The sequence below is a fragment of the Mycolicibacterium holsaticum DSM 44478 = JCM 12374 genome, assembly GCF_019645835.1.
In the GTDB taxonomy this organism is placed as follows: Bacteria; Actinomycetota; Actinomycetes; order Mycobacteriales; family Mycobacteriaceae; genus Mycobacterium; species Mycobacterium holsaticum.
The window spans coordinates 2,327,689-2,354,223 of record NZ_CP080998.1; the positions used below are offsets into that span (position 1 = coordinate 2,327,689).

Here is a 26,535-nt window from a genome sequence, read left to right on the forward strand (position 1 = left end):
TTCGCGTGAAACCCAAGCAGACGAAGCGCAAAGCGCCGGTGCGCGGCAGCGACGAGCGTCGACGCACCGCACGCACCGGGGCGCGCCGGGCGGCCGACGCACCGCCGCGGCGTAAACCCACCCGCGAACAGCGTCCGATGCGGTCGGCCCCGCAGACCGGCCCCATCCGGCGTCCCGCCGAACGGCCCGCGCGGCCGAAGAACACCAGCCAGGCCAAGGCTCGGGCCAAGGCGCGTAAAGCCAAGGCGCCCAAGGTCGTCCGCCCACCGCTTCGCGAGCGGCTCATCGTCAAGCTCGCGTCGATCGACCTCAACCCCCGCACGCTGGTCGCCAGGGTGCCGTTCGTGGTGCTGGTCATCGGGTCGCTGGGCTTCGGTCTCGGCGTCACGCTGTGGCTGTCCACCGACTCCGCCGAACGGTCCTACCAACTGGGCAGCGCCCGCCAGACCAACCAGGCGCTGCTGCAGCAGAAGGAAGCCCTCGAGCGCGACGTGCTCGAGGCACAGGCCGCGCCCGCGTTGGCCGAGGCGGCCCGCAATCTGGGCATGATCCCCTCGCGCGACACCGCGCACCTGGTCCAGGATCCGGCAGGCAACTGGATCGTGGTCGGCACACCCAAACCCGCAGAGGGCGTTCCGCCGCCACCGCTGAACACCCCGCTGCCGGAGGCCGCGCCGCCGCCACCGCCCGCCCCGCGCGTGGTCGAACCGCGTGAGCGCGCGGTACGGCTGCCCTCCCCGACGGCGCAGGTGCCCGGCGCTCCCGCAGCACCGATGGCGGTCCCGCCGGGCGTCGAGGTGCCGCAGGCGGTTTCGCCGCTGGTGCCCCCGGCGCCGGTGGACGGGCAGACGCTGCACGTGCCCGCGCAGGGGCCGCCCGGACCGATGCCCCCTGCTCAACCGCCGCTGCCTGCGGTCGCTCCTGCGGTCGGCCCTGCGGCATGAGCCGCGGCGACCGCCAGACCCGGCGGACGGCAAAGCCCAAGCCCCGCCCGGCCAAGCGTGCAGCCGCCGCCACCCAGGAGCGCTCGGCCAAGGCGCGACGCACCCGCACCTCCAGCGTCGACACCGGGCTGCGCAGCGCGTCGTTCGTGTTCCGGCACCGCACCGGCAACGCCGTGATCTTCCTGGTGCTGGTGGTGGCCGCCGCCCAGTTGTTCAACCTGCAGGTGCCCCGCGCGGCGGGCCTACGTGCCGAGGCCGCAAGCCAGCTCAAGGTCACCGACGTCGACAAGGCCGTGCGCGGGGCGATCATCGACCGCGACAACGACAAGCTGGCGTTCACGATCGAGGCACGGGCGCTGACGTTTCAGCCGGTCAAGGTCCGCAAGCAGTTGGAAGAGGCCAGGGCCAAGGCACCCGATGCGCCTGACCCGGACAAGCGGTTGCGCGAGATCGCCGCAGAGGTCGCCTCGCGGCTGGACAACAAACCCGACGCGAAGACGCTGCTCAAGAAGCTCAGGAGCGACGAGACGTTCGTCTACCTGGCGCGCGCGGTCGACCCGGCCATCGCCGCGGCCATCAGGGACAAGTTCCCCGAAGTCGGGGCGGAGCGCCAGGATCTGCGCCAGTACCCCGGCGGCTCGCTGGCGGCCAACATCGTCGGCGGCATCGACTGGGACGGGCACGGCCTGCTGGGCCTCGAGGATTCGCTGGACGCGGCGCTGGCAGGCACCGACGGGTCGGTGACCTATGACCGCGGCTCGGACGGGGTGGTGATCCCCGGCAGCTACCGCAACCGCCACGACGCGGTGGACGGCTCCACCGTGATGTTGACCCTCGACGACGACATCCAGTTCTACGTGCAGCAGCAGGTGCAGCAGGCCAAGAACCTGTCGGGCGCCAAGCATGTGTCGACCGTGGTGCTGGACGCGAAAACCGGTGAGGTGCTCGCGATGGCCAACGACAACACGTTCGACCCGTCCCAGGACATCGGCAGGCAGGACAACCGGGAACTGGGCAACCCGTCGGTGTCCGCACCGTTCGAGCCGGGTTCGGTCAACAAGATCGTCACCGCCGCGGGCGTCATCGAGTACGGCCTATCCCAGCCCGACGAGGTGCTGCAGGTGCCGGGGTCGATCCATATGGGCGGGGTCACCGTCGGTGACGCCTGGGAGCACGGCGTCATGCCCTACACCACCACCGGTGTGTTCGGGAAGTCGTCAAACGTCGGCACGCTGATGCTGGCGCAGCGGCTCGGGCCCGAGCGGTTCGCGGACATGGTGCGCCGGTTCGGCCTCGGGCAGCGCACCGGGGTGGGCCTACCGGGTGAAAGCGGCGGCATCGTCCCGCCGATCGACCAGTGGTCGGGCAGCACGTTCTCCAACCTGCCGATCGGACAAGGCCTTTCGATGACATTGCTGCAGATGACCGCGATGTATCAGGCCATCGCCAACGACGGAATGCGGATTCCGCCGCGCATCGTCAAGACCACGATCGCACCCGACGGCACCCGCACCGAGGAGCCGCGTCCCGAGGGGGTGCGGGTGGTGTCGCCGCAGACCGCGAAGACCGTGCGCCACATGCTGCGCGCGCCGGTGCAACGCGATCCGCGCGGCGTGCAGCAGGGCACCGGACCGCAGGCTGCCGTCGAGGGCTACCAGGTGTCGGGCAAGACCGGCACCGCACAGCAGATCAACCCGGCCTGCGGCTGCTACTACAGCGACGTCTACTGGATCACCTTTGCGGGCATGGCGCCCACGGAGGATCCGCGCTACGTCGTGGGGATCATGGCCGACGCCCCGCACCGCGCGGCCGACGGCGAACCCGGCAGCTCGATGGCCCCGCTGTTCCACAACATCATGTCCTGGCTGCTGCAGAGCCAGAACGTCCCGCTCTCCGCGGACCTGGGCGCCCCGCTGGTGCTGGTAGCCGACTGAGCCCCTGCTTACGGCCGGAGGCCCCGGCCAGGCCGGTACTGTGTCATCCGCCATGAACCTGCGTCCCAGCCATCCCGCCGGCGCCGCGCTCGGGCAGCTCGCCAAGCAGCTGGCGGCGGTGCCGGCCGGGTCGCCCGACATCCAGGTCACCGGCGTGACGCTGCGCAGCAAGGACGTCGAGGCCGGTGACCTGTTCGCCGCGCTGCCCGGGGCCGCATCACACGGCGCCCGCCACGTCGCCGAGGCGCTGGGTCGTGGTGCGGCCGCGGTGCTCACCGACCCCGAGGGGCTGGACCACATCGGCGGCGACGTCGCGGTGCCCGTCCTGGTGCATCCGGCGCCGCGCGCGGTGCTCGGCGAGGTGGCTGCCACCGTGTACGGGCGCCCTTCGGAGAAGCTGCGGGTCATCGGCGTGACGGGGACGTCGGGCAAGACCACCACCACCTATCTGGTGGAGGCCGGGCTGCGCGCGGCCGACCGGGTCGCGGGTTTGATCGGCACCGTGGGCGTGCGTATCGGCGGACGCGATCAGCCCAGCGTGCTGACCACCCCCGAGGCCCCCGACCTGCAGGCGCTGTTGGCGGTGATGCTCGAAGCCGGCGTCGACACGGTGGTGATGGAGGTGTCCAGCCACGCGTTGTCGTTGGGTCGCGTCGACGGGGTGCACTTCGCGGTCGGCGGGTTCACGAACCTGTCGCGCGACCACCTGGACTTCCACCCGACGATGCAGGACTACTTCGACGCCAAGGCGCGCCTGTTCGACCCCGAATCACCCACCTGCGCAGACGTTTCGGTGGTGTGCGTGGACGACGATGCGGGTCGCGCGATGGCGGCCCTGGCGCGCCACCCGGTGTCGGTGAGCACGACGGCCCCCGACGCTGACTGGCGCGTCGAGGACATCCGCACGGTCGACGCGGGCTCGGCGGCGGCCGCCCAGGAGTTCATCGCCGTCGACCCCGAAGGTGTGCACCACCGGCTGCGCATCGGGCTGCCCGGTCGCTACAACGTGGCCAACAGCCTGCTGGCGGTGGCGCTGCTCGACGCGGTCGGGGCATCACCCGAGCAGGCGGCACCCGGGCTGCGCACGGCGACGGTGCCCGGCAGGCTCGAGTCCGTCGACCGCGGTCAGGGCTTCCTCGCGCTGGTCGACTACGCACACAAACCCGGTGCGCTGCAGGCCGTGCTGGAAACGCTGCGCGAACAATGCACCGGCCGGCTCGCGGTGGTGTTCGGTGCGGGCGGCAACCGGGACGCGGGCAAACGCGCGCCGATGGGCCAAGTGGCCGCCGAGCTCGCCGAACTCGTCGTGGTCACCGACGACAACCCGCGCGACGAAGACCCCGAGGACATCCGCGCGGCGATCCTCACCGGCGCCGCGGGTGGCCGCGCCGACGTCGTCGAGATCGGCGACCGCCGCAAGGCAATCGAGCACGCGGTGGCATGGGCGCGGCCCGGCGACGTCGTGCTGGTGGCGGGCAAGGGCCACGAAGCCGGGCAGACCAGCCACGGCCAGACCCGCCCGTTCGACGACCGCGACGTGCTGGCCGCGGCGTTGCAAGCATTGGAGCACCGCACATGATCGCCCTGTCGCTGGCCCGGATCGCCGACATCGTCGGGGGCCGGCTCGCCGACATCAGCGCGCAGGAAGCCGCGGCCACCAAGGTCACCGGGACCGTCGAGTTCGACTCGCGCGCCATCACCCCCGGCGGGCTGTTCCTCGCGCTTCCCGGCGCGCGCGCCGACGGACACGACCACGCCGCGGCCGCCGTCGCCGCGGGTGCGGTCGCGGTGCTGGCCGCGCGGCCGGTCGGGGTGCCCGCCATCGTCGTGACGCCCACCCCGGCCGCGGCCGACCGGGGCGGGCTGGTCTTCGAGCACGACGCCGACGGCTCGGGGGCCGCGGTGCTGGCGGCGCTGGCGAAACTGGCCGCCGCAGTGGCCGGCGAACTCGTCGGCGGTGGGCTGAAAGTCATTGGCATCACCGGATCTTCGGGCAAGACCTCGACCAAGGACCTGGTGGCCGCGGTGCTGGCACCGCTGGGTGAGGTCGTCGCGCCGCCGGGCTCGTTCAACAACGAACTCGGCCATCCCTGGACGGTGCTGCGCGCCACGGAGTCCACCGACTTCCTGGTGCTGGAAATGTCGGCGCGACACCGGGGCAACATCGCGGCGCTGGCCGCCATCGCGGTCCCGTCGATCGCGGTCGTGCTCAACGTGGGCACCGCGCACCTCGGGGAGTTCGGCTCACGGGAGGCCATCGCGGCGACGAAAGCCGAACTACCCCAAGCCGTTCCGCCCGGTGGTGCGGTGATCCTCAACGTCGACGACGCCACGGTGGCCGCGATGGCCGAGCTGACCCGCGCCCGGGTGGTCCGGGTCAGCAGGGAGCCGGGCGCGGCGGACGTCGACGTGTGGGCCGATGCCGTCACGCTGGATGCGTTGGCGCGGCCACGCTTTCGGCTGCACGCCGCCGGTCGTCAGGTCGACGTCGCGCTGGCGGTGCACGGCGATCACCAGGTATCCAACGCGCTGTGCGCGGCGGCCGTCGCGCTGGAATGCGGCGCCACCATCGAACAGGTGGCAGGTGCGCTGGCCGCGGCGGGCCCGGTATCGCAGCACCGCATGGCGGTCGCGACCCGAGACGACGGCGTGACGATCGTCAACGACGCCTACAACGCCAACCCCGACTCGATGCGGGCCGGGTTGAAGGCGCTGGCCTGGATGGCGCGCGACGGTGGGGGACGCCGCAGCTGGGCGGTGCTCGGCGAGATGGCCGAACTCGGCGACGACGCGATATCCGAGCATGACGACATCGGTCGGCTTGCCGTGCGATTAGATGTGTCACGACTCGTCGTCGTAGGAACCGGGAGGGCTATGAGCGCCATGCACCACGGTGCGGTGATGGAGGGATCGTGGGGCTCTGAGGCCACCATGGTCGCCGACGCCGACGCCGCGCTGGCGTTGCTGCGGGCCGAACTGCGGCCCGGCGACGTGGTGCTGGTCAAGGCGTCCAACGCGGCGGGGCTGGGCTCATTGGCCGACGCTTTGCTCGATCTTGGGGCCGCCGAGTCCACCGACGGGGACGACGGATGAGGCAGATCCTCATCGCCGTCGGCATCGCGCTGACGGTGTCGATCCTGCTGACCCCGGTGCTGATCCGGCTGTTCACCCGGCAGGGGTTCGGCCACGAGATCCGCGAGGACGGGCCGCCGAGCCACCACAAGAAGCGGGGCACCCCGTCGATGGGCGGCGTGGCGATCGTCGCGGGTATCTGGGCCAGTTATCTGGGCACCCACCTGGTCGGCGTCGTCATCGACGGTAAAGGCCCGTCGGCCTCGGGCCTGCTGGTGCTCAGCCTGGCCACCGCGCTCGGCCTGGTCGGCTTCATCGACGACCTGATCAAGATCAGGCGGTCGCGCAACCTCGGCTTGAACAAGACTGCCAAATCCGTCGGCATCCTGACCGCCGCGGTCATCTTCGGGGTGCTGGCCCTGCAGTTCCGCAACGCCGACGGGCTGACACCCGGTAGCGCCGAACTGTCCTACGTCCGCGAGATCGCCACCGTCACGCTGCCGCCCGCCATCTTCGTGCTGTTCTGCGTGCTCATCGTCAGCGCCTGGTCGAACGCGGTGAACCTGACCGACGGGCTGGACGGGCTGGCGGCCGGCGCGATGGCGATGGTGTGTGCGGCCTACGTGCTGATCACGTTCTGGCAGTTCCGCAACGCCTGCGCGATCACCCCCGGGCTCGGCTGCTACAACGTGCGCGATCCGCTGGACCTGGCGATCATCGCCGCGGCCACCGCGGGCGCGTGCATCGGCTTCCTGTGGTGGAACGCCGCGCCGGCCAAGATCTTCATGGGCGACACCGGTTCGCTCGCACTCGGCGGCATCATCGCCGGGCTTTCGGTCGCCAGCCGCACCGAGATGCTCGCGGTGGTGCTCGGCGCGCTGTTCGTCGCCGAGGTGGTATCGGTGGTCGTGCAGGTCATGGCGTTCCGCACCACCGGGCGCCGGGTGTTCCGCATGGCGCCGTTCCACCACCACTTCGAGCTGGTGGGCTGGGCGGAGACGACCGTCATCATCCGGTTCTGGCTGTTGACGGCGATCGCCTGCGGGCTGGGGGTGGCGCTGTTCTACAGCGAATGGCTCACCACCGTCGGGGCCTGACGTGACCGACCTCGCTCCGCTGGTGCGCGGCGCCCGGGTGTTGGTGACCGGCGCCGGCCTCACCGGGCGCTCGGTCAGCGCCGTGCTCGAACCCACCGGCGTGCGGTTGACGATCTGCGACGACGACCCGTTGGCGCTGCAGCGGCTGATCACCCCCGCCGCCGTCGTGACGACCGCGCAGGCCGAGGCCAACATCGGCGACTACGCGCTGGTGGTCACCAGCCCGGGCTTCTCCCCGGCCACCCCGGTGCTGGCCGCCGCGGCCCGCGCGGGCGTGCCGATCTGGGGCGACGTCGAGCTGGCGTGGCGGCTGGACCGCGCGGGCCGGTTCGGGCCGCCGCGTCGCTGGCTGGTGGTGACCGGCACCAACGGCAAGACCACCACCACCTCGATGCTGTACGCGATGCTGGTCGCCGCGGGCCGGCGAGCGGTGCTGTGCGGCAACATCGGCAACCCGGTGCTCGACGTGCTCGCCGAACCGTCGGACATCTTGGCCGTCGAGCTGTCCAGCTTCCAGCTGCACTGGGCCCCATCGGTGCGACCGGACGCCGGGGTGGTGCTCAACGTCGCCGAAGACCACCTGGACTGGCACGGGTCGCTGCAGGCCTACGCGCGCGACAAGGCCCGGGTGCTCGACGGCCGGGTCGCCGTGGTCGGGCTCGACGACCCGGTGGCCTCGGGCCTGCTCGAGACGGCCGCGGCGTCGGTGCGCACCGGTTTCCGGCTCGGGGAGCCGGGCCCGAATGAGCTCGGCGTGCGCGACGGGATGCTGATCGACAACGCGTTCGGCGACCAGGTGCGGCTGGCCGAGGTAGCCACGCTCCCACTCGCCGGCCCGATCGGCGTGCTCGACGCGCTCGGCGCCGCCGCGCTGGCACGCGCGGTCGACGTGCCCGCCGACGCCGTCGCCACCGCGCTGCGCGGATTTCACGTCGGCAGGCATCGCGCCGAGGTCGTGGCCACGGTCGACGGCGTCACCTACGTCGACGACTCCAAAGCCACCAACCCGCACGCGGCGCAGGCCTCGATCGCCGCGCATCCGCGGGTGGTGTGGATCGCCGGCGGGCTGCTCAAGGGCGCCTCGGTCGACGGCCTCGTGGCTTCGGTGGCCGATCGGCTGGTCGCCGCCGTGCTGATCGGACGCGACCGTGACCTGATTGCCAATGCGTTATCGCGACACGCACCGAATGTCCCCGTCGTTACGCCTGTGACGGGGGAGGATTTTGGGGTGCTTGGGGCAAATGGGACAGATGAGACGGGGCAGGCGGTGATGACCGCCGTCGTAGCCGCCGCGCGTGACCTGGCCGAACCCGGCGACACCGTGTTATTGGCGCCCGCCGGGGCATCCTTCGACCAGTTCAGCAGCTACGGGCACCGCGGCGACGCGTTCGCCGCGGCCGTGCGCGCCCTGTCCCGGTAGCGCCGATGAGCAACATCCTGACCCGGTTGCGTCATCGCAGGACGGGCGCTTCACCAGACGCTGCCGCGCAGCAATCGGACCTGCGGGTGCCGCGCACCCGGTTCGGCAGCTGGCTGGGCCGGCCCATGACGTCGTTTCACCTCATCATCGCCGTGGCCGCGCTGCTCACCACGCTCGGCTTGACGATGGTGCTCTCGGCCTCGGGCGTCTACTCCTACGATCAGGACGGCTCGCCGTGGGTGGTGTTCGCCAAGCAGTTGCTGTGGACCATCGTCGGGCTGGCCGGGTTCTACGTCGCGTTGCGGCTGCCGGTGCAGCTGATGCGCAGCCTGGCGTTCAGCGGCTTCGCCATCACGATCGTGCTGCTGATCCTGGTGCTGATCCCCGGAGTCGGCAAGGTGGCCAACGGCTCCCGGGGCTGGTTCGTGGTGGCGGGCTTCTCCATGCAGCCATCGGAGCTGGCGAAGATCGCGTTCGCGATCTGGGGTGCGCACCTGCTGGCCGCGCGCCGCATGGAGCAGGCGTCGCTGCGCGAGATGCTGGTGCCGCTGGTGCCCGCCGCCGTCATCGCGCTGGCGCTCATCGTCGCCCAGCCCGACCTCGGGCAGACGGTGTCGCTGGGCATCATCCTGCTGGCGCTGCTGTGGTACGCAGGCCTGCCGCTGCGGGTGTTCCTGTCCTCGCTGCTGGCCGTGATGGCGTCGGCGGCCGTGCTCGCCATGGTCGAGGGCTACCGCTCTGACCGGGTGATGTCCTGGCTGAACCCCACCGCCGACTCGCAGGGCGCCGGCTATCAGGCGAAACAGGCACGGTTCGCGCTGGCCAACGGCGGATTCTTCGGCGACGGGCTGGGCCAGGGCTCCGCCAAGTGGAACTACCTGCCCAACGCGCACAACGACTTCATCTTCGCGATCATCGGCGAGGAACTCGGCTTCATCGGCGCCGCCGGGCTGCTGTGCCTGTTCGGGTTGTTCGCCTACACCGGCATGCGGATCGCCCGGCGCTCGGCCGATCCCTTCCTGCGGCTGGTGACCGCGACCGCGACGCTGTGGATCATGGGCCAGGTCTTCATCAACGTCGGGTACGTGGTCGGTCTGCTTCCGGTCACCGGGCTGCAGCTGCCGCTCATCTCCGCCGGTGGAACCTCAACGGCCACAACGCTGTTCATCATCGGCATGATGGCCAACGCGGCACGACACGAACCCGAGGCGGTGGCGGCGCTGCGCGCTGGGCGCGATGACCGGGTGAACCGGCTGTTGCGGCTGCCCCCGCCCGCGCCGTACGTGCCGACCCGCACCGAGGCGCTGCGCGACCGGCTGCGCACGCGCGAGGTCAACCAGAAAAAGCGGGCCGCGTCCGCCAAGACTGCGCGCAAGCCGGCCGCCGACAACCGCCGCAAAGCCCACGCGGCTGCTCGGCCGGTGCGGGCCTCAAGGCATCATGGAGGCGGCCGACCTGAGAAGGGCCGGCGGTCTCGCGCATTGGAAGGTCAGCGTTACGGGTGAAGGACTCGGTGTCGGTCCCTCGATGGCAGGGGGACGACCGGCGGTTGTCAGTGGTGCTCGCGGGCGGTGGTACCGCGGGGCACGTCGAACCGGCTATGGCGGTCGCCGACGCCCTGACCGCGCTCGATCCCACGGTGCGGATCACCGCGCTGGGCACCGAACGCGGCCTGGAAACCCGGCTGGTCCCCGAACGCGGCTACGACCTGGAGCTGATCACGCCGGTCCCGTTGCCGCGCAAACCGTCAGGTGACCTCGTCCGGCTGCCGATGCGGGTGCGTCGTGCGGTGCGCCAGACCCGCGCGGTGCTCGCCGACGTCCGCGCCGACGTCGTCGTGGGGTTCGGCGGATACGTGGCGCTGCCGGCGTACCTGGCCGCGCGCGGCCGCCTCGCCCGCGGCGGCGTTCCGGTGGTGGTGCACGAGGCCAACGCCAGCGCGGGCTGGGCCAACCGGGTCGGCGCGCGCTCGGCGCGCCGGGTGCTCTCCGCAGTGGCCGACCCGGGGCTGCGCGGGAGCGTCGAGGTGGTGGGGGTGCCGGTGCGCGCGGCGATCACCGCACTGGACCGCGCGGCGACGCGGGCCGAGGCGCGGGCATACTTCGGCTTCGCCGACGACGCGAAGGTGCTGCTGGTGTTCGGCGGGTCCCAAGGCGCCCAGTCGCTCAACCGTGCGGTGGCCGGCGCCGCCAAAGACCTCGCCGCCGCCGGGATTTCGGTGCTGCACGCGCACGGCCGGAAGAACACGCTCGATCTTCGCGAACCCGCCGACGGTGATCCGCCGTACGTCGCCGTGCCCTACCTGAGCCGGATGGACCTGGCCTATGCCGCCGCCGACCTGGCGATCTGCCGCTCAGGGGCGATGACGGTCGCCGAGGTCACCGCGGTCGGCCTGCCCGCGGTGTATGTGCCGTTGCCCATCGGTAACGGCGAACAACGGCTCAACGCGCTGCCCGTCGTCACCGCCGGCGGCGGGCTGATCGTCGACGACGCCGAGCTGTCACCGTCTTTCGTCGCCAACACCGTGGCCGGACTGCTCACCGACACCGGTCGGTTGCAGTCGATGACTGCGGGCGCCGCGCTGGCCGGGCACCGCGACGCCGCACAGCGGGTCGCCCAGATCGCCATCGACGTCGCCCGCGCCGGCCGGAGGGACGTCAGGTGAGCCTGCCCGACGACCTGCAGCGCGTGCACATGGTCGGCATCGGGGGAGCGGGCATGTCGGGCATCGCGCGCATCCTGCTCGACCGCGGCGGCATGGTGTCGGGTTCTGACGCCAAGGAATCCCGCGGTGTGCTGGCGCTGCGTGCCCGCGGGGCGGCGATCCGTATCGGCCACGACGAGTCCTCGCTGGACCTGCTGCCCGGTGGGCCGACCGCGGTGGTCACCACGCACGCCGCGATACCCAAGACCAACCCCGAACTCGTCGAGGCCCGCAGGCGCGGGATCCCCGTGGTGCTGCGGCCGGTGGTGCTGGCCAAGCTGATGGCGGGTCACACCACGTTGATGGTCACCGGCACCCACGGCAAGACCACCACCACGTCGATGCTCATCGTGGCGTTGCAGCACAGCGGTTTCGACCCGTCGTTCGCCGTCGGAGGCGATCTGGGGGAAGCGGGCACCAACGCGCACAACGGCAGCGGTCGGGTGTTCGTCGCCGAGGCCGACGAAAGCGACGGCTCGCTGCTGGAGTACACCCCCGACGTCGCGGTGGTGACCAACATCGAGGCTGATCACCTGGACTTCTTCGGCAGCGTCGAGGCCTACGAATCGGTGTTCGACGATTTCGTCGAACGGCTCAAACCCGGTGGCACGCTGGTCGTCTGCGCCGACGATGCCGGCGCGGCCGCGCTCGGGGCGCGCACCGCGGCGTTGGGCATCCAGGTGTTGCGCTACGGCAGCGACCCCGGCCAACCCCTGGCGGCCACGCTGCTCAGCTGGGAGCAGCACGACACCGGCGCGGTGGCGCACATCCAACTGGCCGACGAACCGCATCCGCGGGTGATGCGGCTCTCGGTGCCCGGGCGCCACATGGCGCTCAACGCGCTGGGCGCGTTGCTGGCCGCGATGCAGGCCGGTGCGTCGGTGGACGCGGTGCTCGACGGTCTGGCCGGCTTCGAAGGCGTCCGCAGGCGTTTCGAGTTGGTCGGATCAGCAGACGGGGTCCGCGTCTTCGACGACTATGCGCACCACCCGACCGAGGTCCGCGCGACGCTCAGCGCGGTGCGCACCGTGACCGAGCAGGCCGGGGGAGGCCGCTCGATCGTGGTGTTCCAGCCCCACTTGTATTCGCGCACAAAGACTTTCGCCCGTGAGTTCGGGGAGGCCCTGAGCGGTGCGGATCGGGTGGTGGTGCTCGACGTGTACGCCGCGCGGGAACAACCGATCGCCGGGGTCAGCGGTGCGAGCATTGCCGAACACGTCAGCGTGCCGGTCAGATATGTCCCGGACTTCTCCGCCGTCGCCGAACGGGTCGCCGAGATCGCCGAACCCGCCGACGTCGTGGTCACCATGGGCGCCGGCGACGTGACCATGCTGGGCACCGAGATCCTGGCCGCACTGCAGGCCAAGGCCAACCGCAGCGCGCCGGGCAGATCCGGGACGGCGCTGCGATGACCGAGCCCGGCGACACCAACACCGAGGACGCCGCCGAACCGGTGATGCCCGCCGCCGCACCGGACTACGAGGGCCCGCGCCGCCGGGCGCGCCGGGAGCGCGAAGAACGCCGCGCGGCCCAGGCCCGCGCCACGGCGATCGAGCAGGCTCGGCGCGAAGCCAAGCGCCGGGCCATGGGCCAGCCCGTCGACGAGACGAAAAAGCTTGGCAGGGGCACGGTTCGGGGCCTGAAGGTGTTGATGTGGTCGGCGCTGCTCAGCGTGATCGTGGTCGGCCTCGGCCTGCTGCTGTACTTCACGCCGGTGATGTCGGCGCGCAACATCGCGGTGGTGGGCGTCGACGCCATACCCCAGGAGGAGGTCATCGGCGCGGCCGCCGTCGCACCCGGCACGCCGCTGCTGCAGGTGAACACCGACTCGGTGGCCGAACGCGTCGCGCTGATCCGCCGGGTGGCCAGCGCGCGCGTGCAGCGGCAGTATCCGTCGACGTTGCGGATCACCGTCGTGGAACGGGTGCCCGTCGTGGTCAAGGACTATCCGGACGGGCCGCACCTCTTCGACCGCGACGGAGTGGATTTCGCGACCGCGACCCCGCCGGCCGGGGTGCCGTACCTCGAGACGGCGACGCCGGGCCCGAACGATCCGCCCACCAGGGCCGCGCTGCAGGTGATGACCTCGCTGCCGCCCGACGTCGCCGCTCAGATCGCCCGGATCTCCGCGCCGTCGGTCGCGGCGATCACGCTGAAGTTGGCCGACGGCCGGGAAGTGGTGTGGGGCACCACCGACCGCACCGAAGAGAAGGCGCTCACGCTGGCCGCGCTGCTCACCCAGCCCGGCCACATCTACGACGTGTCCACCCCGGATTTGCCTACGGTCAAATAGCGGCCCGGTCGGCGGTACCGCAAGATCCACAAAAATCTCGACACGCGCGTCGGCGCGCCTGCATGGATACCCCGCGCCCTCGTCCTACCGTTCTGGCTACGCGGAACAACTTGACATAACTATAACCCTCTGGTTGAGGTTGAGAGTTAACGGGAGTGTTTCAAGCCGTTCGGCATTTGTACTGGCAATCTGGGAGGAAGGCGATCGATGACCCCCCCGCATAACTACCTCGCCGTGATCAAGGTCGTCGGCATCGGCGGTGGCGGCGTCAATGCCGTCAACCGAATGATCGAACAGGGCCTCAAAGGCGTCGAGTTCATCGCGATCAACACCGACGCGCAGGCGCTGTTGATGAGCGATGCCGACGTGAAGCTCGACGTCGGTCGCGATTCCACCCGCGGCCTGGGCGCCGGGGCCGACCCCGAAGTGGGGCGCAAGGCCGCAGAAGACGCCAAGGACGACATCGAGGAGCTGCTGCGCGGCGCCGACATGGTGTTCGTCACGGCGGGTGAGGGCGGCGGCACCGGCACCGGCGGCGCACCGGTCGTCGCGACCATCGCCCGCAAGCTGGGTGCGCTGACCGTCGGCGTGGTGACCCGGCCGTTCTCCTTCGAGGGCAAGCGGCGAAGCAACCAGGCCGAACAGGGCATCACCCAGCTGCGGGAGAGCTGCGACACCCTGATCGTCATTCCCAACGACCGGCTGCTGCAGATGGGTGACGCCGCGGTGTCGCTGATGGACGCGTTCCGCAGCGCCGACGAAGTCCTGCTCAACGGCGTGCAGGGCATCACCGACCTGATCACCACACCGGGCCTGATCAACGTCGACTTCGCCGACGTCAAGGGCGTCATGAGCGGTGCGGGGACCGCGTTGATGGGTATCGGCTCGGCACGCGGAGACGGGCGCGCGCTGAAGGCCGCCGAGATCGCGATCAACTCGCCGCTGCTGGAAGCCTCGATGGAAGGTGCCCAGGGCGTGCTGCTTTCGGTGGCGGGCGGCAGCGACCTCGGCCTGTTCGAGATCAACGAGGCCGCCTCGCTGGTTCAGGACGCCGCGCATCTGGAAGCCAACATCATTTTCGGCACGGTCATCGACGACTCGCTGGGCGATGAGGTCCGTGTCACGGTGATCGCCGCGGGTTTCGATACCAGCGGACCCGGCCGCAAGCCGGTGGTGAGTTCGTCGGCGCAGCCCGTCGAACCGGGCAAGGCGGGCAAGGTGAGCACGTCGCTGTTCGAACCCGCCGACGCGGCAAGCGTGCCGGTGCACACCAACGGTGCGACGGTCAGCATCGGCGGCGACGACGGTGGCATCGCCGACGACGACGTCGACGTGCCGCCCTTCATGCGCCGCTGAGCCTCGGGGCGATACTGGCGACCGTGACGGTTCGCATTCGGCGCGTGAGCACCACCCGCGCCGGCGGCGTCTCCGCGCCGCCGTTCGACACCTTCAACCTCGGCGACCACGTCGGCGACGACCCCGCCGCGGTCGCGGCCAACCGCAAGCGGCTGGGCTCCGCGATCGGCCTCGGCGAGGACAGGGTGGTCTGGATGAACCAGGTGCACGGCGATCACGTCGCGGTGATCGACGGCCCGGCGACGGCTCCGGTCGACGAAACCGACGCATTGGTGACCGCGACACCGGGTTTGGCGTTGGCGGTGGTGACGGCCGATTGCGTTCCGGTGTTGCTGGCCGACGCGCGCGCAGGCGTGGTGGGCGCCGTGCACGCCGGTCGCGTCGGCGCGCAGAAAGGGGTGGTGGTGCGCGCGGTGGAGGCGATGCTCGACCTGGGCGCCCATGCCGAGGACATCTCGGCGCTGCTCGGCCCCGCGGTCAGCGGCCGCAACTACGAAGTGCCCGCCGCCATGGCCGACGAGGTGGAGGCCGCGCTGCCGGGCAGTCGAACCGTCACCGCCAAAAACACTGCGGGCCTTGACCTGCGGGCCGGAATCGCCCGGCAGCTAACGGGTTTGGGGGTCACCGCCGTCGACATCGACCCGCGGTGCACAGTGGAGGACACCAACCTGTTCAGCCACCGCCGCGATGCCTCGACCGGGCGGCTGGCGTCGTTGGTGTGGATGGAATGACGGCGGCCGTGGCGACGACGCGTGAACTCGAGTTGGCCGAGGCGCTGAGCGCCGTGCGGGCCCGCGTCGCGCGTGCCGCACAGGCGGCCGGACGCACGGCCGACGAAATTGAATTGCTCCCGATCACAAAATTCTTTCCCGCGTCCGACGTATTGATTCTGTCGCAATTGGGGTGCCGGTCTTTTGGTGAATCCCGCGAACAGGAGGCGACCAATAAGGTCGCGCAATTGCGTGAAATGGCGGGCACCACACCGGTTCGCTGGCACATGGTCGGGCGGATCCAACGTAACAAGGCGCGCTCGATTGCCGGCTGGGCGTACGCCGCGCATTCTGTCGACAGCCGCAAGGTGCTGGACGCGCTCGACCGCGCTGCCGGTGAGGCGCTGGCCGACCGGCGACGCAGCGCACCGTTGCGCGTCTACATCCAACTCAGCATCGACGGCGACGAACAACGCGGCGGCGTCTATGTGGAAAGGCCGGATCAAGTGGACGAAATGTGTGCGGCCGCCGAGGCCGCCGAGGCTCTCGAGTTCGCCGGGTTGATGGCTATCGCGCCGCTCGGCGCCGACCCGGATCGGGCGTTCGCCCGGTTAGAAACCGAGTATCAGCGGGTACAAACCCGTCATCACCAGCGGCTTGAGTTGTCAGCGGGGATGTCCGGCGACCTCGAGGCGGCGATCAAACACGGCTCCACTTGTGTGCGTGTCGGTACCGCGCTATTGGGGCAGCGTCCTCTAACGTCTCCCTGAGTAGTCACTCTAGTCACATCTTCATCACAGACACCAGAGCCTGAGTCACCAGAAGGGCGAGCGATGAGCACACTGCACAAGGTCAAGGCTTACTTCGGCATGGCGCCGATGGATGACTACGACGACGAGTACTACGACGACGAGGACCGCGGTCCCGCCCGCGGGTACTCGCGTCGTACCCGCGAGGACCGGTTCGACGACGACGGATACGGTCCGGGACTGCGGGGTTACGACGACCGCGATTACGACGACCCGCCCGCCGGATACCGCGGCGGATATGACGAGGGCAGGTTCGACCGGCTGCGCGCTCCGCGCGAATTCGACCGGCCCGCGCCGCGGTTCGGCGGTGTGCTGCGCACCCCCACCCGCGGTGCGCTGGCGATGGACCCGCGCCGGATGGCGGAGTTGTTCGAAGCCGGCAGCCCGCTGTCGAAGATCACCACGCTGCGGCCCAAGGACTACAGCGAGGCGCGCACCATCGGTGAGCGGTTCCGCGACGGCACCCCGGTGATCATGGACCTGGTGACGATGGACAACGCCGATGCCAAGCGGCTGGTGGACTTCGCCGCGGGCCTGGCCTTCGCGCTGCGCGGCTCATTCGACAAGGTCGCGACCAAGGTGTTCCTGTTGTCCCCGGCAGACATCGACGTCAGCGCCGAGGAGAGGCGACGGATCGCCGAGGCGGGCTTCTACGCCTATCAGTAGGCGCCCCGCGCCCTGCAGGTAGGCTGGCGTCGCGCTCAAAGCTGTGAGGGGCCGAGAGCACCTAGTTCTTGCCAAACGTCACCCTTCCGTAGCGAGGTCGCTCCGTTGTCGCAGTTCTTCCAGATCCTGGGCTTCGCGCTGTTCGTATTCTGGCTGCTGCTCATCGCCAGGGTCGTGGTCGAGTTCATCCGGTCGTTCTCCCGCGACTGGCATCCCAAGGGCGCGACGGTGGTGATCCTCGAGCTCATCATGACCCTGACCGATCCGCCGGTGCGGTTGCTGCGCCGGCTCATTCCGCAGCTCACGATAGGTGCCGTACGGTTCGACCTGTCGATCATGGTGCTGTTGCTCCTGGCGTTCATCGGAATGCAACTCGCGTTCGGCGCCGCGGCCTGACCCCGACTTCGCCCGGGTTTGCCCAGGTAAAATGTTTGAAATCTATTCTTAATTATCAACCTCACCCGCAACCGACGGGTCTGGTGTGACAGGATGGACGCCAGTTACGCCCAGTGGTAAACCAAGGCTCTACACTTTGAGATCGGTTGACGGTCCAGACTCCAAGGGGGCATACGATGCCGCTCACACCAGCCGACGTCCACAACGTCGCGTTCAGTAAGCCACCCATCGGTAAACGCGGCTACAACGAGGACGAGGTCGATGCGTTTCTCGATCTGGTCGAGAACGAGCTGACCCGGCTCATCGAAGAGAACGCCGATCTGCGTCAGCGCGTCGCCGAGCTGGAGCAGGAGCTGGGGTCCGCCCACGCCGGCGGCGGGCAGGCCGCGCCGAGCATCCCGCACTACGAGCAACCCGCTCCCGAGCCGGTGCAGCAGCAGCCCGCGTACGAAGCCCCCGCAGCATCGAGCGAGGACCAGCATCTTCGGGCGGCCAAGGTGCTCAGCCTGGCGCAGGAGACCGCCGACCGGTTGACCGGCAGCGCCAAGTCCGAGTCCGAGAAGATGCTCGCCGACGCCCGCGCGCAGGCCGATGCCATGGTCACCGAGGCCCGCCAGACCGCGGAGACCACCGTCGCCGAGGCGCGCCAGCGCGCCGATGCGATGCTCGCCGACGCGCAGAACCGGTCGGAGACCCAGCTGCGGCAGGCCCAGGAGAAGGCCGACGCCTTGCAGGCCGACGCCGAGCGCAAGCACTCCGAGATCATGGGCACCATCAACCAGCAGCGCACCGTGTTGGAAGGCCGGCTCGAACAGCTGCGGACCTTCGAGCGTGAGTACCGCACCCGGTTGAAGACCTACCTGGAGTCGCAGCTCGAAGAGCTGGGCCAGCGCGGTTCGGCCGCGCCGGTGGACTCCGGTGCCAACAGCGAGAGCGCCGGGTTCAACCAATTCAATCGGGGCAATAACTGAAGCCTCGAAGCTTCCTTCCACCTAGGGTTGGTCAATGCTGATCGTTGCGCTCGTGCTTGCCGTCATCGGCTTGGCCGCGTTGGTAACCGCCGTCGTCACAAGCAATGAGCTGATCGCCTGGGTGTGCATCGCCGCCAGTGCCATCGGCGTACTGCTGTTGATTGTCGACGCGGTGCGGGAACGCTCGCGCGGCGGCGCCGCCGATGTCGAGGAGACGCCCGCCGAGGCTGAGCAGTTCGACGCGGACTACCCCGACGCCGACTATTCCGACGCCGACTATGCCGACGGCACGGACCTGCCCGAGGATGACGCCGAGACCACGGTCGTCGAACAGGCCGAGGAAAACAACCGCTAAACCGTTGGCGTAGCGAGTAATTCGCGGACCTCGTCGTCGGAGACCTGACGGAAGTCTTCGAACACCTGCCCGACCGCTTCGAAGCCGGGCGGCGTCGTCACGCACACCACCTCGTCGGCTTCGGCCGCCAGCTCGTGGCAGGCCGACTCCGGTCCCACGGGTACCGCGACCACCACGCGGGCCGGCCCGCCGGAGCGCACCGCGCGCACGGCCGCCAGCATGCTGGCGCCGGTGGCGATGCCGTCGTCGACCAGGATCACGACGCGCCCGGCGATGTCGACCGGCGGACGGTCGCCCCGGTAGGCGCGCTCACGTCGGTGCAGCTCCTCGGTTTCGCGCTCGATGACCGTCTGCAGCTGTTCGTCGCTGATGTCCAGGCTGCGCACCACGCCGTCGTTGATCACTACACCGCCGCCGGAGGCCAGCGCGCCCATCGCCAGCTCCTGCCACTGCGGAACACCGAGCTTGCGGACCAGAAACACATCCAGCGGGGCACGTAACGCCGACGCGACGTGCCAGCCGACCGGGACCCCGCCGCGGGCGAGACCGAGCACCACGACATTGTCTTTTCCGCGGTAGGCCGCCAACTCCTCGGCAACGGCTTCGCCGGCGTCTTGCCGATTTCGGAAGATCCGCGCGGTATTCCGCCGGGCGAGCCCGCTCCATCCGCTCATCGCAGCCACTTCGCTATCAGGGAACACTTTCAGCCTACGACTATTTGGGTATCCAGAGGATCAACATGGGCATCGAGCACGAAAGCATCGTCGATCATCCGCTCGATGAGGTATTCGCCTGGCACACCCGGCCCGGCGCGATGCGTCGGCTGGTGCCGCCTTGGCAACCGATGAAGGTGCTGACGGAGACGCCGTCGCTGGCCGACGGGCAGGCGGTGCTCGCACTGCCCGGCGGGCTGCGCTGGGTGGCGCGCCACGATCCCGCCCGGTACGCACCACCGCACCGCTTCGTCGACGTGCTCGCCTCGGCCGGGCCGGCGTCGTGGCCGGTCAGAGCGATCGGAGCCTGGACACACACCCACGAGTTCAGCCAGGTGCCCGGCGGCACCCGGGTGTACGACCGGGTCGACACCGTGGTGCCTGCGGCGGCGCTGAGCGCGATGTTCGTCTATCGGCACCGTCAACTCGCCGACGACCTCGCCGCGCATCGCGATGCCGCTTCCGCCGGGCTGCATCCGCTGGTGGTGGCGGTGACCGGCGCATCGGGCCTCGTCGGCTCGGCGCTCACGGCGTTCCTGAGCACCGGCGGACACCGGGTGATCCGGCTGGTGCGGCGGCCGGCGAGCACGCCCGACGAGCGGCGGTGGGATCCTGCCCGCCCGGATCCGGGGCTGCTGGCCGGCGTCGACGCCGTCGTGCACCTGGCGGGCGCGTCGATCGCCGGCCGGTTCACCGACGCGCACAAGCGCGCGATCCGTGACAGCCGCATCGAACCGACCCGACGCCTCGCCGCGCTCGCGGCGTCAGGCGGCCCGCGCGTCTTCGTCGGCGCCTCGGCGATCGGCATCTACGGTTTCGAACGCGGCGACGCCGTGCTCGACGAGGACAGTGCGCGCGGCGACGGGTTCCTGGCCGACGTGGTGGCGGATTGGGAAGCCGCGACCGCACCGGCCGAGCAGGCCGGGCTGCGGGTGATCCAGGTGCGAACCGGGGTGGTGCAGTCGACGCGCGGCGGGACGCTGCGGCTGCTGCGGCCGTTGTTCGCCGCGGGGCTGGGCGGCCGGGTCGACGGCGGGCGCCAGTGGCTGGCGTGGATCGGGTTGGACGATCTGCTCGACGTGTATTACCGCGCGCTGTATGACGACCGCCTGAGCGGCCCGGTCAACGCCGTCGCGCCTGCCCCGGTGCGCAACGCCGACTACACGAAGGCACTTGCCAAGGTGATGCACCGCCCGGCGGTGCTGCCGGTGCCGTCGGCGGGTCCGCGGTTACTGCTGGGCGAGCAGGGCGCCCGCGAATTGGCCGAAGCCAGCCAGCAGGTGGTGCCCGCCAAGCTCGAGTCGCTGGGGCACCGGTTCCGGCGTCCGCGCATCGAGGACGCGCTCGCTCACGAACTCGGCCGCGGCTGAAGCGATCTCACTTCGCCGGCGGCACGGGCGGCGCATCGTCGGGCGCCATCTCCGCGCCGATCCGACGGAACAGGGTTTCGGCTTCGTTAGCGTAATCACCCTGGTTATCAAACGCGTCGGGAGCGTAGGTGACCGCCACGGCGATGGCGATCTTCTGCGCGGGCAGGTATGCCTCGACGGCCGCGTACCCGGACATCAGCGGGTTCTGCAGCAGCCAGTTGCCCGAGATCACCACGCCCATGCCGTAGGTGTAGCCGTCGTTCATCGCCGCGCATGTGGTGCACCCGGGCTGCGTGCGGGTCTTGCCGCGCAGGTCGGTGGACACCATCTTCTGGTAGGACTCCTCGGACAACAGCCGGCCGGAGCCGATGCCGACGGCGGTCGCCTCCAGGTCGTAGATGTTGGTGGTCTGGATGGCGCCGTGGGTGATCGTCCAGGACGGATCCCAGTAGGTGGTCTCTTCGTAAAACGGTATGCCAGAAGGTATGCCGAGAAACTGGCGGCGCTCGGAGCTGAACGCGTGCAGGGCCGGCGGCGGGATCTCCGGTGTCGACGAACCCACGGTGTTGGTCAATCCCAGCGGCCGAAGGACTTTGTCGGCAAGGAGTTTGGACATCTGTTCACCGGTGGCCTTCTCCAGCGCAAGGCCGAGAAGGACGTAGTTGGTGTGCGAGTAGTTCCAGTTGGTGCCGGGCTCGTAGAGCAGCGGTTTGGTGGTCGAGTAGGTGAGCAGATCGTGGGTTGTCCACCGGCGGAACGGGTTTGCGTACATGGCGTCGTTCATCTTGGTGTTGCCGATGACATAGTCGACGTAGCCGGAGGTCATCTGCGCGAGCTGGCCGAGCGTGACCCGGTCGGCGTGCGGAATCTCCGGCAGAAACTTCGCCAGCTTGTCGTCGAGGCTGACCTTCTGCTCGTCGACGAGTTTCAGCAACAGCGTGGCGACATAGGAGATCGCGACGGCGCCGTTGCGGAAATGCATGTTGGTGGTGGCGGGCACACCGGTCATCGATTCGCCGACCGCTTTGGTGACGACTTCCTTACCGTCGACGGTCACCCGCACGATGACGGCCTTGAGGTGTTTGGCGGCCATCGTGTCGGCGACGATGCGCATCACCGCGTCGGCCTTGTTGGCGCCGGGAGTTGTCGTGGTGGTCTGGGTCGGCGCCGCGCCGGGCGCGCACGCCGGAATCATCGCGAACGCACAGATCAGCGCGAACACGCGCGTGCCGACGGACATGCCCGGATCTTGGCAGGTCCACGATCCCTGCTTAACGTGGGGGTCAACCGGGCACTCTCCGACGTGTCAGACCTATCCGAGTGGTTTTTGACCGGCGCGGAACGCGGCAACCCCGATACGCGCCTACCGGCGTGGTGTGAGGGCAACCGCGCCGAACCGCTGATCCACGGTGCGACGTACTTCGACCACCTGGTCACCGAGGTGGAGGCGCTGCGCGCCGGCGATCATCTGTTCTTCACCGACTGGCGCGGGGATCCGGACCAGAAGATGCGCGACGGCGGGCCGACCGTGCGCGAATTGTTCTGTCGTGCAGCGCAGCGCGGCGTCGTCGTCAAGGGCCTGGTGTGGCGCTCGCACCTGGACAGGTTCCAGTACAGCGAGGAGGAGAACCAGCACCTGGGCGAGGCGATCGAGCGGGCAGGTGGTGAGGTGCTGCTGGACCAGCGCGTGCGCATCGGCGGGTCGCACCACCAGAAGATGGTCGTCGTTCGGCACCCCGGTGCGCCCGAACGTGATGTGGCGTTCGCCGGCGGCATCGACCTGTGCCACTCGCGCCGCGACGACGCCACACATCGCGGCGACCCGCAGGCGATGCAGATGGCCGAGCGGTACGGCGACCATCCGCCGTGGCACGACGTGCAGCTGCGGGTGCAGGGGCCGGTCGTCGGTGCGCTCGACACGACGTTTCGCGAGCGCTGGAACGACCCCGCGTCGCTGGACATGCTCAACCCGCTGGCATGGCTGCGCGACAGGTTGCGTGGCGCCGACATGAACGCCGACCGACTGCCCGCCCAGCCGCCCGATCCGCCGCCGTGCGGTCCGCACGCCGTGCAGGTGTTGCGCACCTATCCGGACGCCCATTTCGCGTATGAGTTCGCCCCGCACGGCGAGCGCAGCATCGCGCGCGCGTACAACAAGGTCATTCCGCGGGCGCGCAAACTGATCTATGTGGAAGACCAGTATCTGTGGTCCAAGCCCGTCGCCCGGCTGTTCGCCCGTGCGCTGCGCGCAAACCCGCAGCTGCATCTGGTCGCGGTGATCCCGCGCTATCCCGACGTCGACGGAGCGCTGGACCTCCCGCCGAACCTGGTCGGGCGCTGGCAGGCACTGCAGACCTGTCAGCGCGCGAGCCCGGACCGGGTGCACGTTTTCGACCTGGAGAACCACGACGGCACCCCGGTCTATGTGCACGCGAAAGTCTGTGTCGTCGACGATATTTGGTCGTGTGTCGGCAGCGACAATCTCAATCGGCGGTCCTGGACCCACGACAGCGAGTTGACCTGCGCGGTGCTCGACGCCGGCGGGGGGTTCGCCCGTGACCTGAGGTTGCGGCTGTTGCGCGAACATCTCGACCGCGCCGAGGACGGCAGCGAGGACCGCGCGTTGGCGGACCCGACGGCCGCGGTCGGTGAAATCGTCGAGGCGGCAGAGGCTTTGGAACGGTGGTACGCATCAGGACGGCAGGGTCGGCGTCCACCGGGCCGCCTGCGCCCGCATCGGCCCGAGCGGCTGGGCTGCGCCACGCGGCTGTGGGCGTCGCCGATGTACCGGTTGGCCTACGACCCCGACGGGCGGGCGTGGCGCGACCGGATTCGGGGCAGGATCTGACGGTCCGAGAGTTGTCGGTGGTCGGTTGTATCGTCGGGTCATGTTCGATGTGACCGAGTTGGCGGCGGTGGATCTGCATGCTGATGAGGCTGGGTTGGTCGAGCGGATTGGGTTGTTGGAGCGGCTGAAGTCGGCTGCGGCGGCGGGGCAGGCGCGTGCTGCGGCGTTGTTGGAGGCCAAACGTCAGGCGGCTGAGGCTGCGGCTGGGGTGCCCAGGTCGCGGCGGGGTCAGGGGTTGGCCAGTGAGGTGGCCTTGGCCCGGCGGGAGGCACCTTCGTGTGGGGGCCGGCATGTGGGTTTTGCCAAGGCGCTGGTGTTCGAGATGCCGTATACGTTGGCGGCGTTGGAGTGCGGGGCGCTTTCGGAGTGGCGCGCAACGGTGATCGTGCGTGAATCGGCGTGTTTGAGCGTTGAGCATCGCCGGCAGTTGGACGAAGAGCTGTGTGCGGATCTGGCCGGCCTGGAGGGCGTGGGGGATAAGCGCATCGAGGCCGAGGCGAAAAGGATTGCGTATCGGCTGGATCCGCAGGCGGTGGTCGATCGGATGGCCAGGGCCGAAAAAGACCGCACCGTCACCGTGCGCCCGGCCCCGGATGCGATGACCTATGTGACGGCGTTGTTGCCGGTGAGTCAGGGGGTGGGGGTGTATGCGGCGCTCAAACGCAGCGCCGATACGACCTTTGATGAGCGTTCGCGGGGTCAGGTGATGGCCGACACCCTGGTCGAGCGGGTCACTGGCCGGCCTGCCGAGCAGCCTGAGCCGGTCGCGGTCAACTTGATCATCAGTGATCAGAGCCTGCTGGGCGATGATGAGCATCCGGCGGTGGTGGACGGTTATGGGCCGATCCCGGCGGCCGTCGCACGCAAGCTGGTGTTGGCTGCGATCGCCGACAAGAAATCGGTGGCGTCGTTGCGGCGGTTGTATCGGCACCCCAGGTCGGGGGCGTTGGTGGCGATGGAGTCACGCGCGCGGCGGTTTCCCAAGGCGTTGGCGCTGTTCATCGGGTTGCGTGATCAGCGTTGCCGCACCCCCTACTGTGATGCCCCGATTCGCCACACCGATCACGCGGTGCCTCATCACCGTGGTGGACCCACAAGCAGGGTCAACGGGTCGGGATCGTGTGAGCGGTGCAACTACGTCAAGGAAGCCCCGGGCTGGCAGGTCAGCACCGGTGAGGTCGACGGCGTGCATCAGGCTGAATTCATCACCCCGACCGGGGCGACGTATCACTCCACGGCGCCACCGCCACCAGGCCCGCCACCAATTGAGGTCAGCGAGGTCGAAATGCACATCAGCATCGAACTCGCCAACCTGCACGCCGCCTGAAATGTTTCGGGCGGGTTTCATCGACCGCGCATCGGCTGCCCGCGCGGAATGAGGCGGTGTTGACGTTGGTGACACGGTGGTGCAACGGTCGCGGAATCGGGCCGCGTCAGCCTTGTTTCCGTGAAGACGTTGAGCCGCGCGCGCACCATCGAGCACTGGGACGCTGAGGATGTCGAGGCCTGGGAGGCCACCGGAAAACACATCGCCAAACGCAACCTGATCTGGTCGATCTTCGCCGAACACGTCGGGTTCTCGGTGTGGTCGATCTGGTCGGTGATGGTGCTGTTCATGCCGCAGGACGTCTACCGGATCGACGCGGCAGGCAAGTTCTATCTCGTCGCGATACCCACCCTGATCGGCGCCGTGATGCGGATCCCGTACACGGTTGCACCCGCCAAGTTCGGCGGCCGCAACTGGACGATGGTCAGCGCCCTGCTACTACTCATCCCGACCCTGCTGACGCTGTGGGTGATGGGGCGCCCCGAGGCGTCCTACACCACCTTCATGGTCATCGCGGCGTTCGCCGGTCTGGGCGGTGGCAACTTCGCATCATCGATGACCAACATCAACGCCTTCTACCCGCAGCGGCTCAAGGGCTGGGCGCTGGGCCTCAACGCCGGCGGCGGCAATATCGGCGTCCCAGTGATCCAACTCGTCGGTCTGCTGGTGATCGCGACGGTCAGCAACACCGCACCCGAAATCGTCTGTGCCATCTACCTTGTCCTCATCGCGCTGGCCGCGGTTGGCGCCGCGCTGTTCATGGACAACCTCGGTAACCAGCGGTCGAACCTGAGCGCGATGGCAGAGGCGTTGCGGTTCAAGCACTCCTGGGTGATGAGCTTCCTCTACATCGGCACCTTCGGGTCCTTCATCGGGTTCTCGTTCGCCTTCGGCCAGGTGTTGCAGATCAACTTCCTCGCCGGCGGCGACAGCCCGGCTCAAGCCTCGCTGCACGCGGCCCAGATCGCGTTCATCGGGCCGCTGTTGGGGTCGGTCGCCCGGCCGTTCGGCGGCAAGCTCTCCGACCGGATCGGCGGCGGCAGGGTGACGCTGTACACGTTCGTGGCGATGATCTTCGCCGCCGGAATCCTGGTCGCTGCAGGCGTGCTCGACGACGGCACCGCCGGCGCCGCCACGGGTGCCCAGATGACCGCCTACGTCGCCGGTTTCATTCTGCTGTTCATCCTGTCGGGCATCGGCAACGGCTCGACCTACAAGATGATCCCGTCGATCTTCGAGGCCAAGGCGCAGGGCCGCAGCGGGTGGACCCGCAGTGAGAAAGCGGCGTGGTCGCGCAGCATGTCCGGCGCGCTGATCGGGTTCGCAGGCGCGGTCGGCGCGCTCGGCGGCGTGTTCATCAACGTCGTACTGCGCGCCTCCTACGTCAGCGACGCGAAGTCGGCGACCAACGCCTTCTGGGTGTTCCTCGCCTTCTACGTCGTCTGCGCGGTCGTCACCTGGTTCGTGTTCCTGCGGATCTCCACCGCGCGGGCCGACGCCGGCGAGCACATCGGCCAGGCGCCGGCACCGGTGGCCGCGACTTGACAGCG

23 protein-coding genes are annotated in these 26,535 nt (G+C 69.5%); 21 read left to right on the top strand and 2 right to left on the bottom strand.

Features of this window, described 5'->3' with window-relative positions:
* Positions 1-5 precede the first annotated feature (5 nt).
* The 17 genes from ftsL to K3U96_RS11285 all read left to right on the top strand — a co-directional run bounded on the left by ftsL (position 6) and on the right by K3U96_RS11285 (position 18,727).
* A complete protein-coding gene (ftsL, locus tag K3U96_RS11205) occupies positions 6-944 on the top strand; it encodes a cell division protein FtsL (protein ID WP_220693058.1) in 939 nt (312 codons plus the stop codon).
* On the top strand, positions 941-2,878 hold the full coding sequence (locus K3U96_RS11210; RefSeq protein ID WP_220693059.1) for a peptidoglycan D,D-transpeptidase FtsI family protein: 1,938 nt from the start codon (positions 941-943) through the stop codon (positions 2,876-2,878). The genes ftsL and K3U96_RS11210 overlap by 4 nt, the downstream gene beginning before the upstream one ends.
* 52 nt (positions 2,879-2,930) lie before the next feature.
* Positions 2,931-4,457: a UDP-N-acetylmuramoyl-L-alanyl-D-glutamate--2,6-diaminopimelate ligase gene (locus K3U96_RS11215; RefSeq protein ID WP_220693060.1), complete on the top strand. Its 1,527-nt coding sequence runs from the start codon at positions 2,931-2,933 to the stop codon at positions 4,455-4,457.
* A complete protein-coding gene (locus K3U96_RS11220; RefSeq protein ID WP_220693061.1) occupies positions 4,454-5,971 on the top strand; it encodes a UDP-N-acetylmuramoyl-tripeptide--D-alanyl-D-alanine ligase in 1,518 nt (505 codons plus the stop codon). Before K3U96_RS11215 ends, K3U96_RS11220 begins: the two co-directional genes overlap by 4 nt.
* On the top strand, positions 5,968-7,047 hold the full coding sequence (gene mraY / locus K3U96_RS11225) for a phospho-N-acetylmuramoyl-pentapeptide-transferase (protein WP_220693062.1): 1,080 nt from the start codon (positions 5,968-5,970) through the stop codon (positions 7,045-7,047). The genes K3U96_RS11220 and mraY overlap by 4 nt, the downstream gene beginning before the upstream one ends.
* Position 7,048: 1 nt before the next feature.
* Complete coding sequence (gene murD / locus K3U96_RS11230) at positions 7,049-8,467, top strand: UDP-N-acetylmuramoyl-L-alanine--D-glutamate ligase (protein ID WP_220693063.1); 1,419 nt, start codon at positions 7,049-7,051, stop codon at positions 8,465-8,467.
* Between the two features lie 5 nt (positions 8,468-8,472).
* Positions 8,473-9,972: a putative lipid II flippase FtsW gene (gene ftsW / locus K3U96_RS11235; protein WP_220693064.1), complete on the top strand. Its 1,500-nt coding sequence runs from the start codon at positions 8,473-8,475 to the stop codon at positions 9,970-9,972.
* A 44-nt stretch (positions 9,973-10,016) separates the two neighbouring features.
* Positions 10,017-11,132 (top strand): undecaprenyldiphospho-muramoylpentapeptide beta-N-acetylglucosaminyltransferase, encoded by a 1,116-nt coding sequence (gene murG, locus K3U96_RS11240; protein ID WP_220693488.1) that lies wholly within the window; start codon positions 10,017-10,019, stop codon positions 11,130-11,132.
* Between the two features lie 29 nt (positions 11,133-11,161).
* The gene (gene murC, locus K3U96_RS11245) at positions 11,162-12,583 is read left to right on the top strand and encodes a UDP-N-acetylmuramate--L-alanine ligase (RefSeq protein WP_220693487.1); all 1,422 of its coding nucleotides are present in this window, start codon (positions 11,162-11,164) and stop codon (positions 12,581-12,583) included.
* Between the two features lie 44 nt (positions 12,584-12,627).
* Positions 12,628-13,464 carry a cell division protein FtsQ/DivIB gene (locus K3U96_RS11250; RefSeq protein ID WP_372514967.1) on the top strand — a complete coding sequence of 279 codons (837 nt, stop codon included), beginning with the start codon at positions 12,628-12,630 and terminating at the stop codon, positions 13,462-13,464.
* A 207-nt stretch (positions 13,465-13,671) separates the two neighbouring features.
* Positions 13,672-14,820, top strand: a complete 1,149-nt coding sequence (ftsZ, locus tag K3U96_RS11255; protein ID WP_069407941.1) for a cell division protein FtsZ — start codon at positions 13,672-13,674, stop codon at positions 14,818-14,820.
* A gap of 23 nt (positions 14,821-14,843) precedes the next feature.
* Entirely contained in the window at positions 14,844-15,551 is a 708-nt protein-coding gene (gene pgeF, locus K3U96_RS11260; RefSeq protein ID WP_220693065.1) for a peptidoglycan editing factor PgeF, read from the top strand.
* On the top strand, positions 15,548-16,300 hold the full coding sequence (locus K3U96_RS11265; RefSeq protein ID WP_069404269.1) for a YggS family pyridoxal phosphate-dependent enzyme: 753 nt from the start codon (positions 15,548-15,550) through the stop codon (positions 16,298-16,300). Before pgeF ends, K3U96_RS11265 begins: the two co-directional genes overlap by 4 nt.
* A 63-nt stretch (positions 16,301-16,363) precedes the next feature.
* A complete protein-coding gene (locus K3U96_RS11270) occupies positions 16,364-17,005 on the top strand; it encodes a cell division protein SepF (RefSeq protein WP_069404268.1) in 642 nt (213 codons plus the stop codon).
* Positions 17,006-17,110: 105 nt separating this feature from the next.
* Positions 17,111-17,401 carry a YggT family protein gene (locus K3U96_RS11275; protein WP_069404267.1) on the top strand — a complete coding sequence of 97 codons (291 nt, stop codon included), beginning with the start codon at positions 17,111-17,113 and terminating at the stop codon, positions 17,399-17,401.
* Positions 17,402-17,577: 176 nt separating this feature from the next.
* On the top strand, positions 17,578-18,372 hold the full coding sequence (gene wag31, locus K3U96_RS11280; RefSeq protein WP_220693066.1) for a DivIVA-like cell division protein Wag31: 795 nt from the start codon (positions 17,578-17,580) through the stop codon (positions 18,370-18,372).
* Positions 18,373-18,406: 34 nt separating this feature from the next.
* Positions 18,407-18,727 carry a DUF308 domain-containing protein gene (locus K3U96_RS11285; protein ID WP_220693067.1) on the top strand — a complete coding sequence of 107 codons (321 nt, stop codon included), beginning with the start codon at positions 18,407-18,409 and terminating at the stop codon, positions 18,725-18,727.
* On the opposite strand, the gene K3U96_RS11290 is transcribed toward K3U96_RS11285, so the two are convergent.
* Positions 18,724-19,401: a phosphoribosyltransferase gene (locus tag K3U96_RS11290; RefSeq protein ID WP_220693068.1), complete on the bottom strand. Its 678-nt coding sequence runs from the start codon at positions 19,399-19,401 to the stop codon at positions 18,724-18,726. The two genes, K3U96_RS11285 and K3U96_RS11290, sit on opposite strands and share 4 nt — an antisense overlap.
* A gap of 65 nt (positions 19,402-19,466) precedes the next feature.
* Here K3U96_RS11290 and K3U96_RS11295 point away from each other — a divergent pair, with 65 nt between their 5' ends.
* Complete coding sequence (locus tag K3U96_RS11295) at positions 19,467-20,810, top strand: TIGR01777 family oxidoreductase (protein WP_220693069.1); 1,344 nt, start codon at positions 19,467-19,469, stop codon at positions 20,808-20,810.
* A 7-nt stretch (positions 20,811-20,817) separates the two neighbouring features.
* Here the strand turns inward: K3U96_RS11295 and K3U96_RS11300 are convergent, their stop codons facing one another.
* Positions 20,818-22,005: a serine hydrolase domain-containing protein gene (locus K3U96_RS11300; RefSeq protein WP_230982504.1), complete on the bottom strand. Its 1,188-nt coding sequence runs from the start codon at positions 22,003-22,005 to the stop codon at positions 20,818-20,820.
* Positions 22,006-22,113: 108 nt separating this feature from the next.
* Between K3U96_RS11300 and K3U96_RS11305 the strand changes: the two genes are divergently transcribed.
* From K3U96_RS11305 to K3U96_RS11315, 3 genes are all read left to right on the top strand, one after another.
* Positions 22,114-23,658, top strand: a complete 1,545-nt coding sequence (locus K3U96_RS11305; RefSeq protein WP_220693071.1) for a phospholipase D family protein — start codon at positions 22,114-22,116, stop codon at positions 23,656-23,658.
* Between the two features lie 40 nt (positions 23,659-23,698).
* Entirely contained in the window at positions 23,699-24,985 is a 1,287-nt protein-coding gene (locus K3U96_RS11310; RefSeq protein ID WP_220693072.1) for an HNH endonuclease, read from the top strand.
* 120 nt (positions 24,986-25,105) lie between these two features.
* Positions 25,106-26,530 (top strand): nitrate/nitrite transporter, encoded by a 1,425-nt coding sequence (locus K3U96_RS11315; protein ID WP_220693073.1) that lies wholly within the window; start codon positions 25,106-25,108, stop codon positions 26,528-26,530.
* Positions 26,531-26,535: the final 5 nt, after the last annotated feature.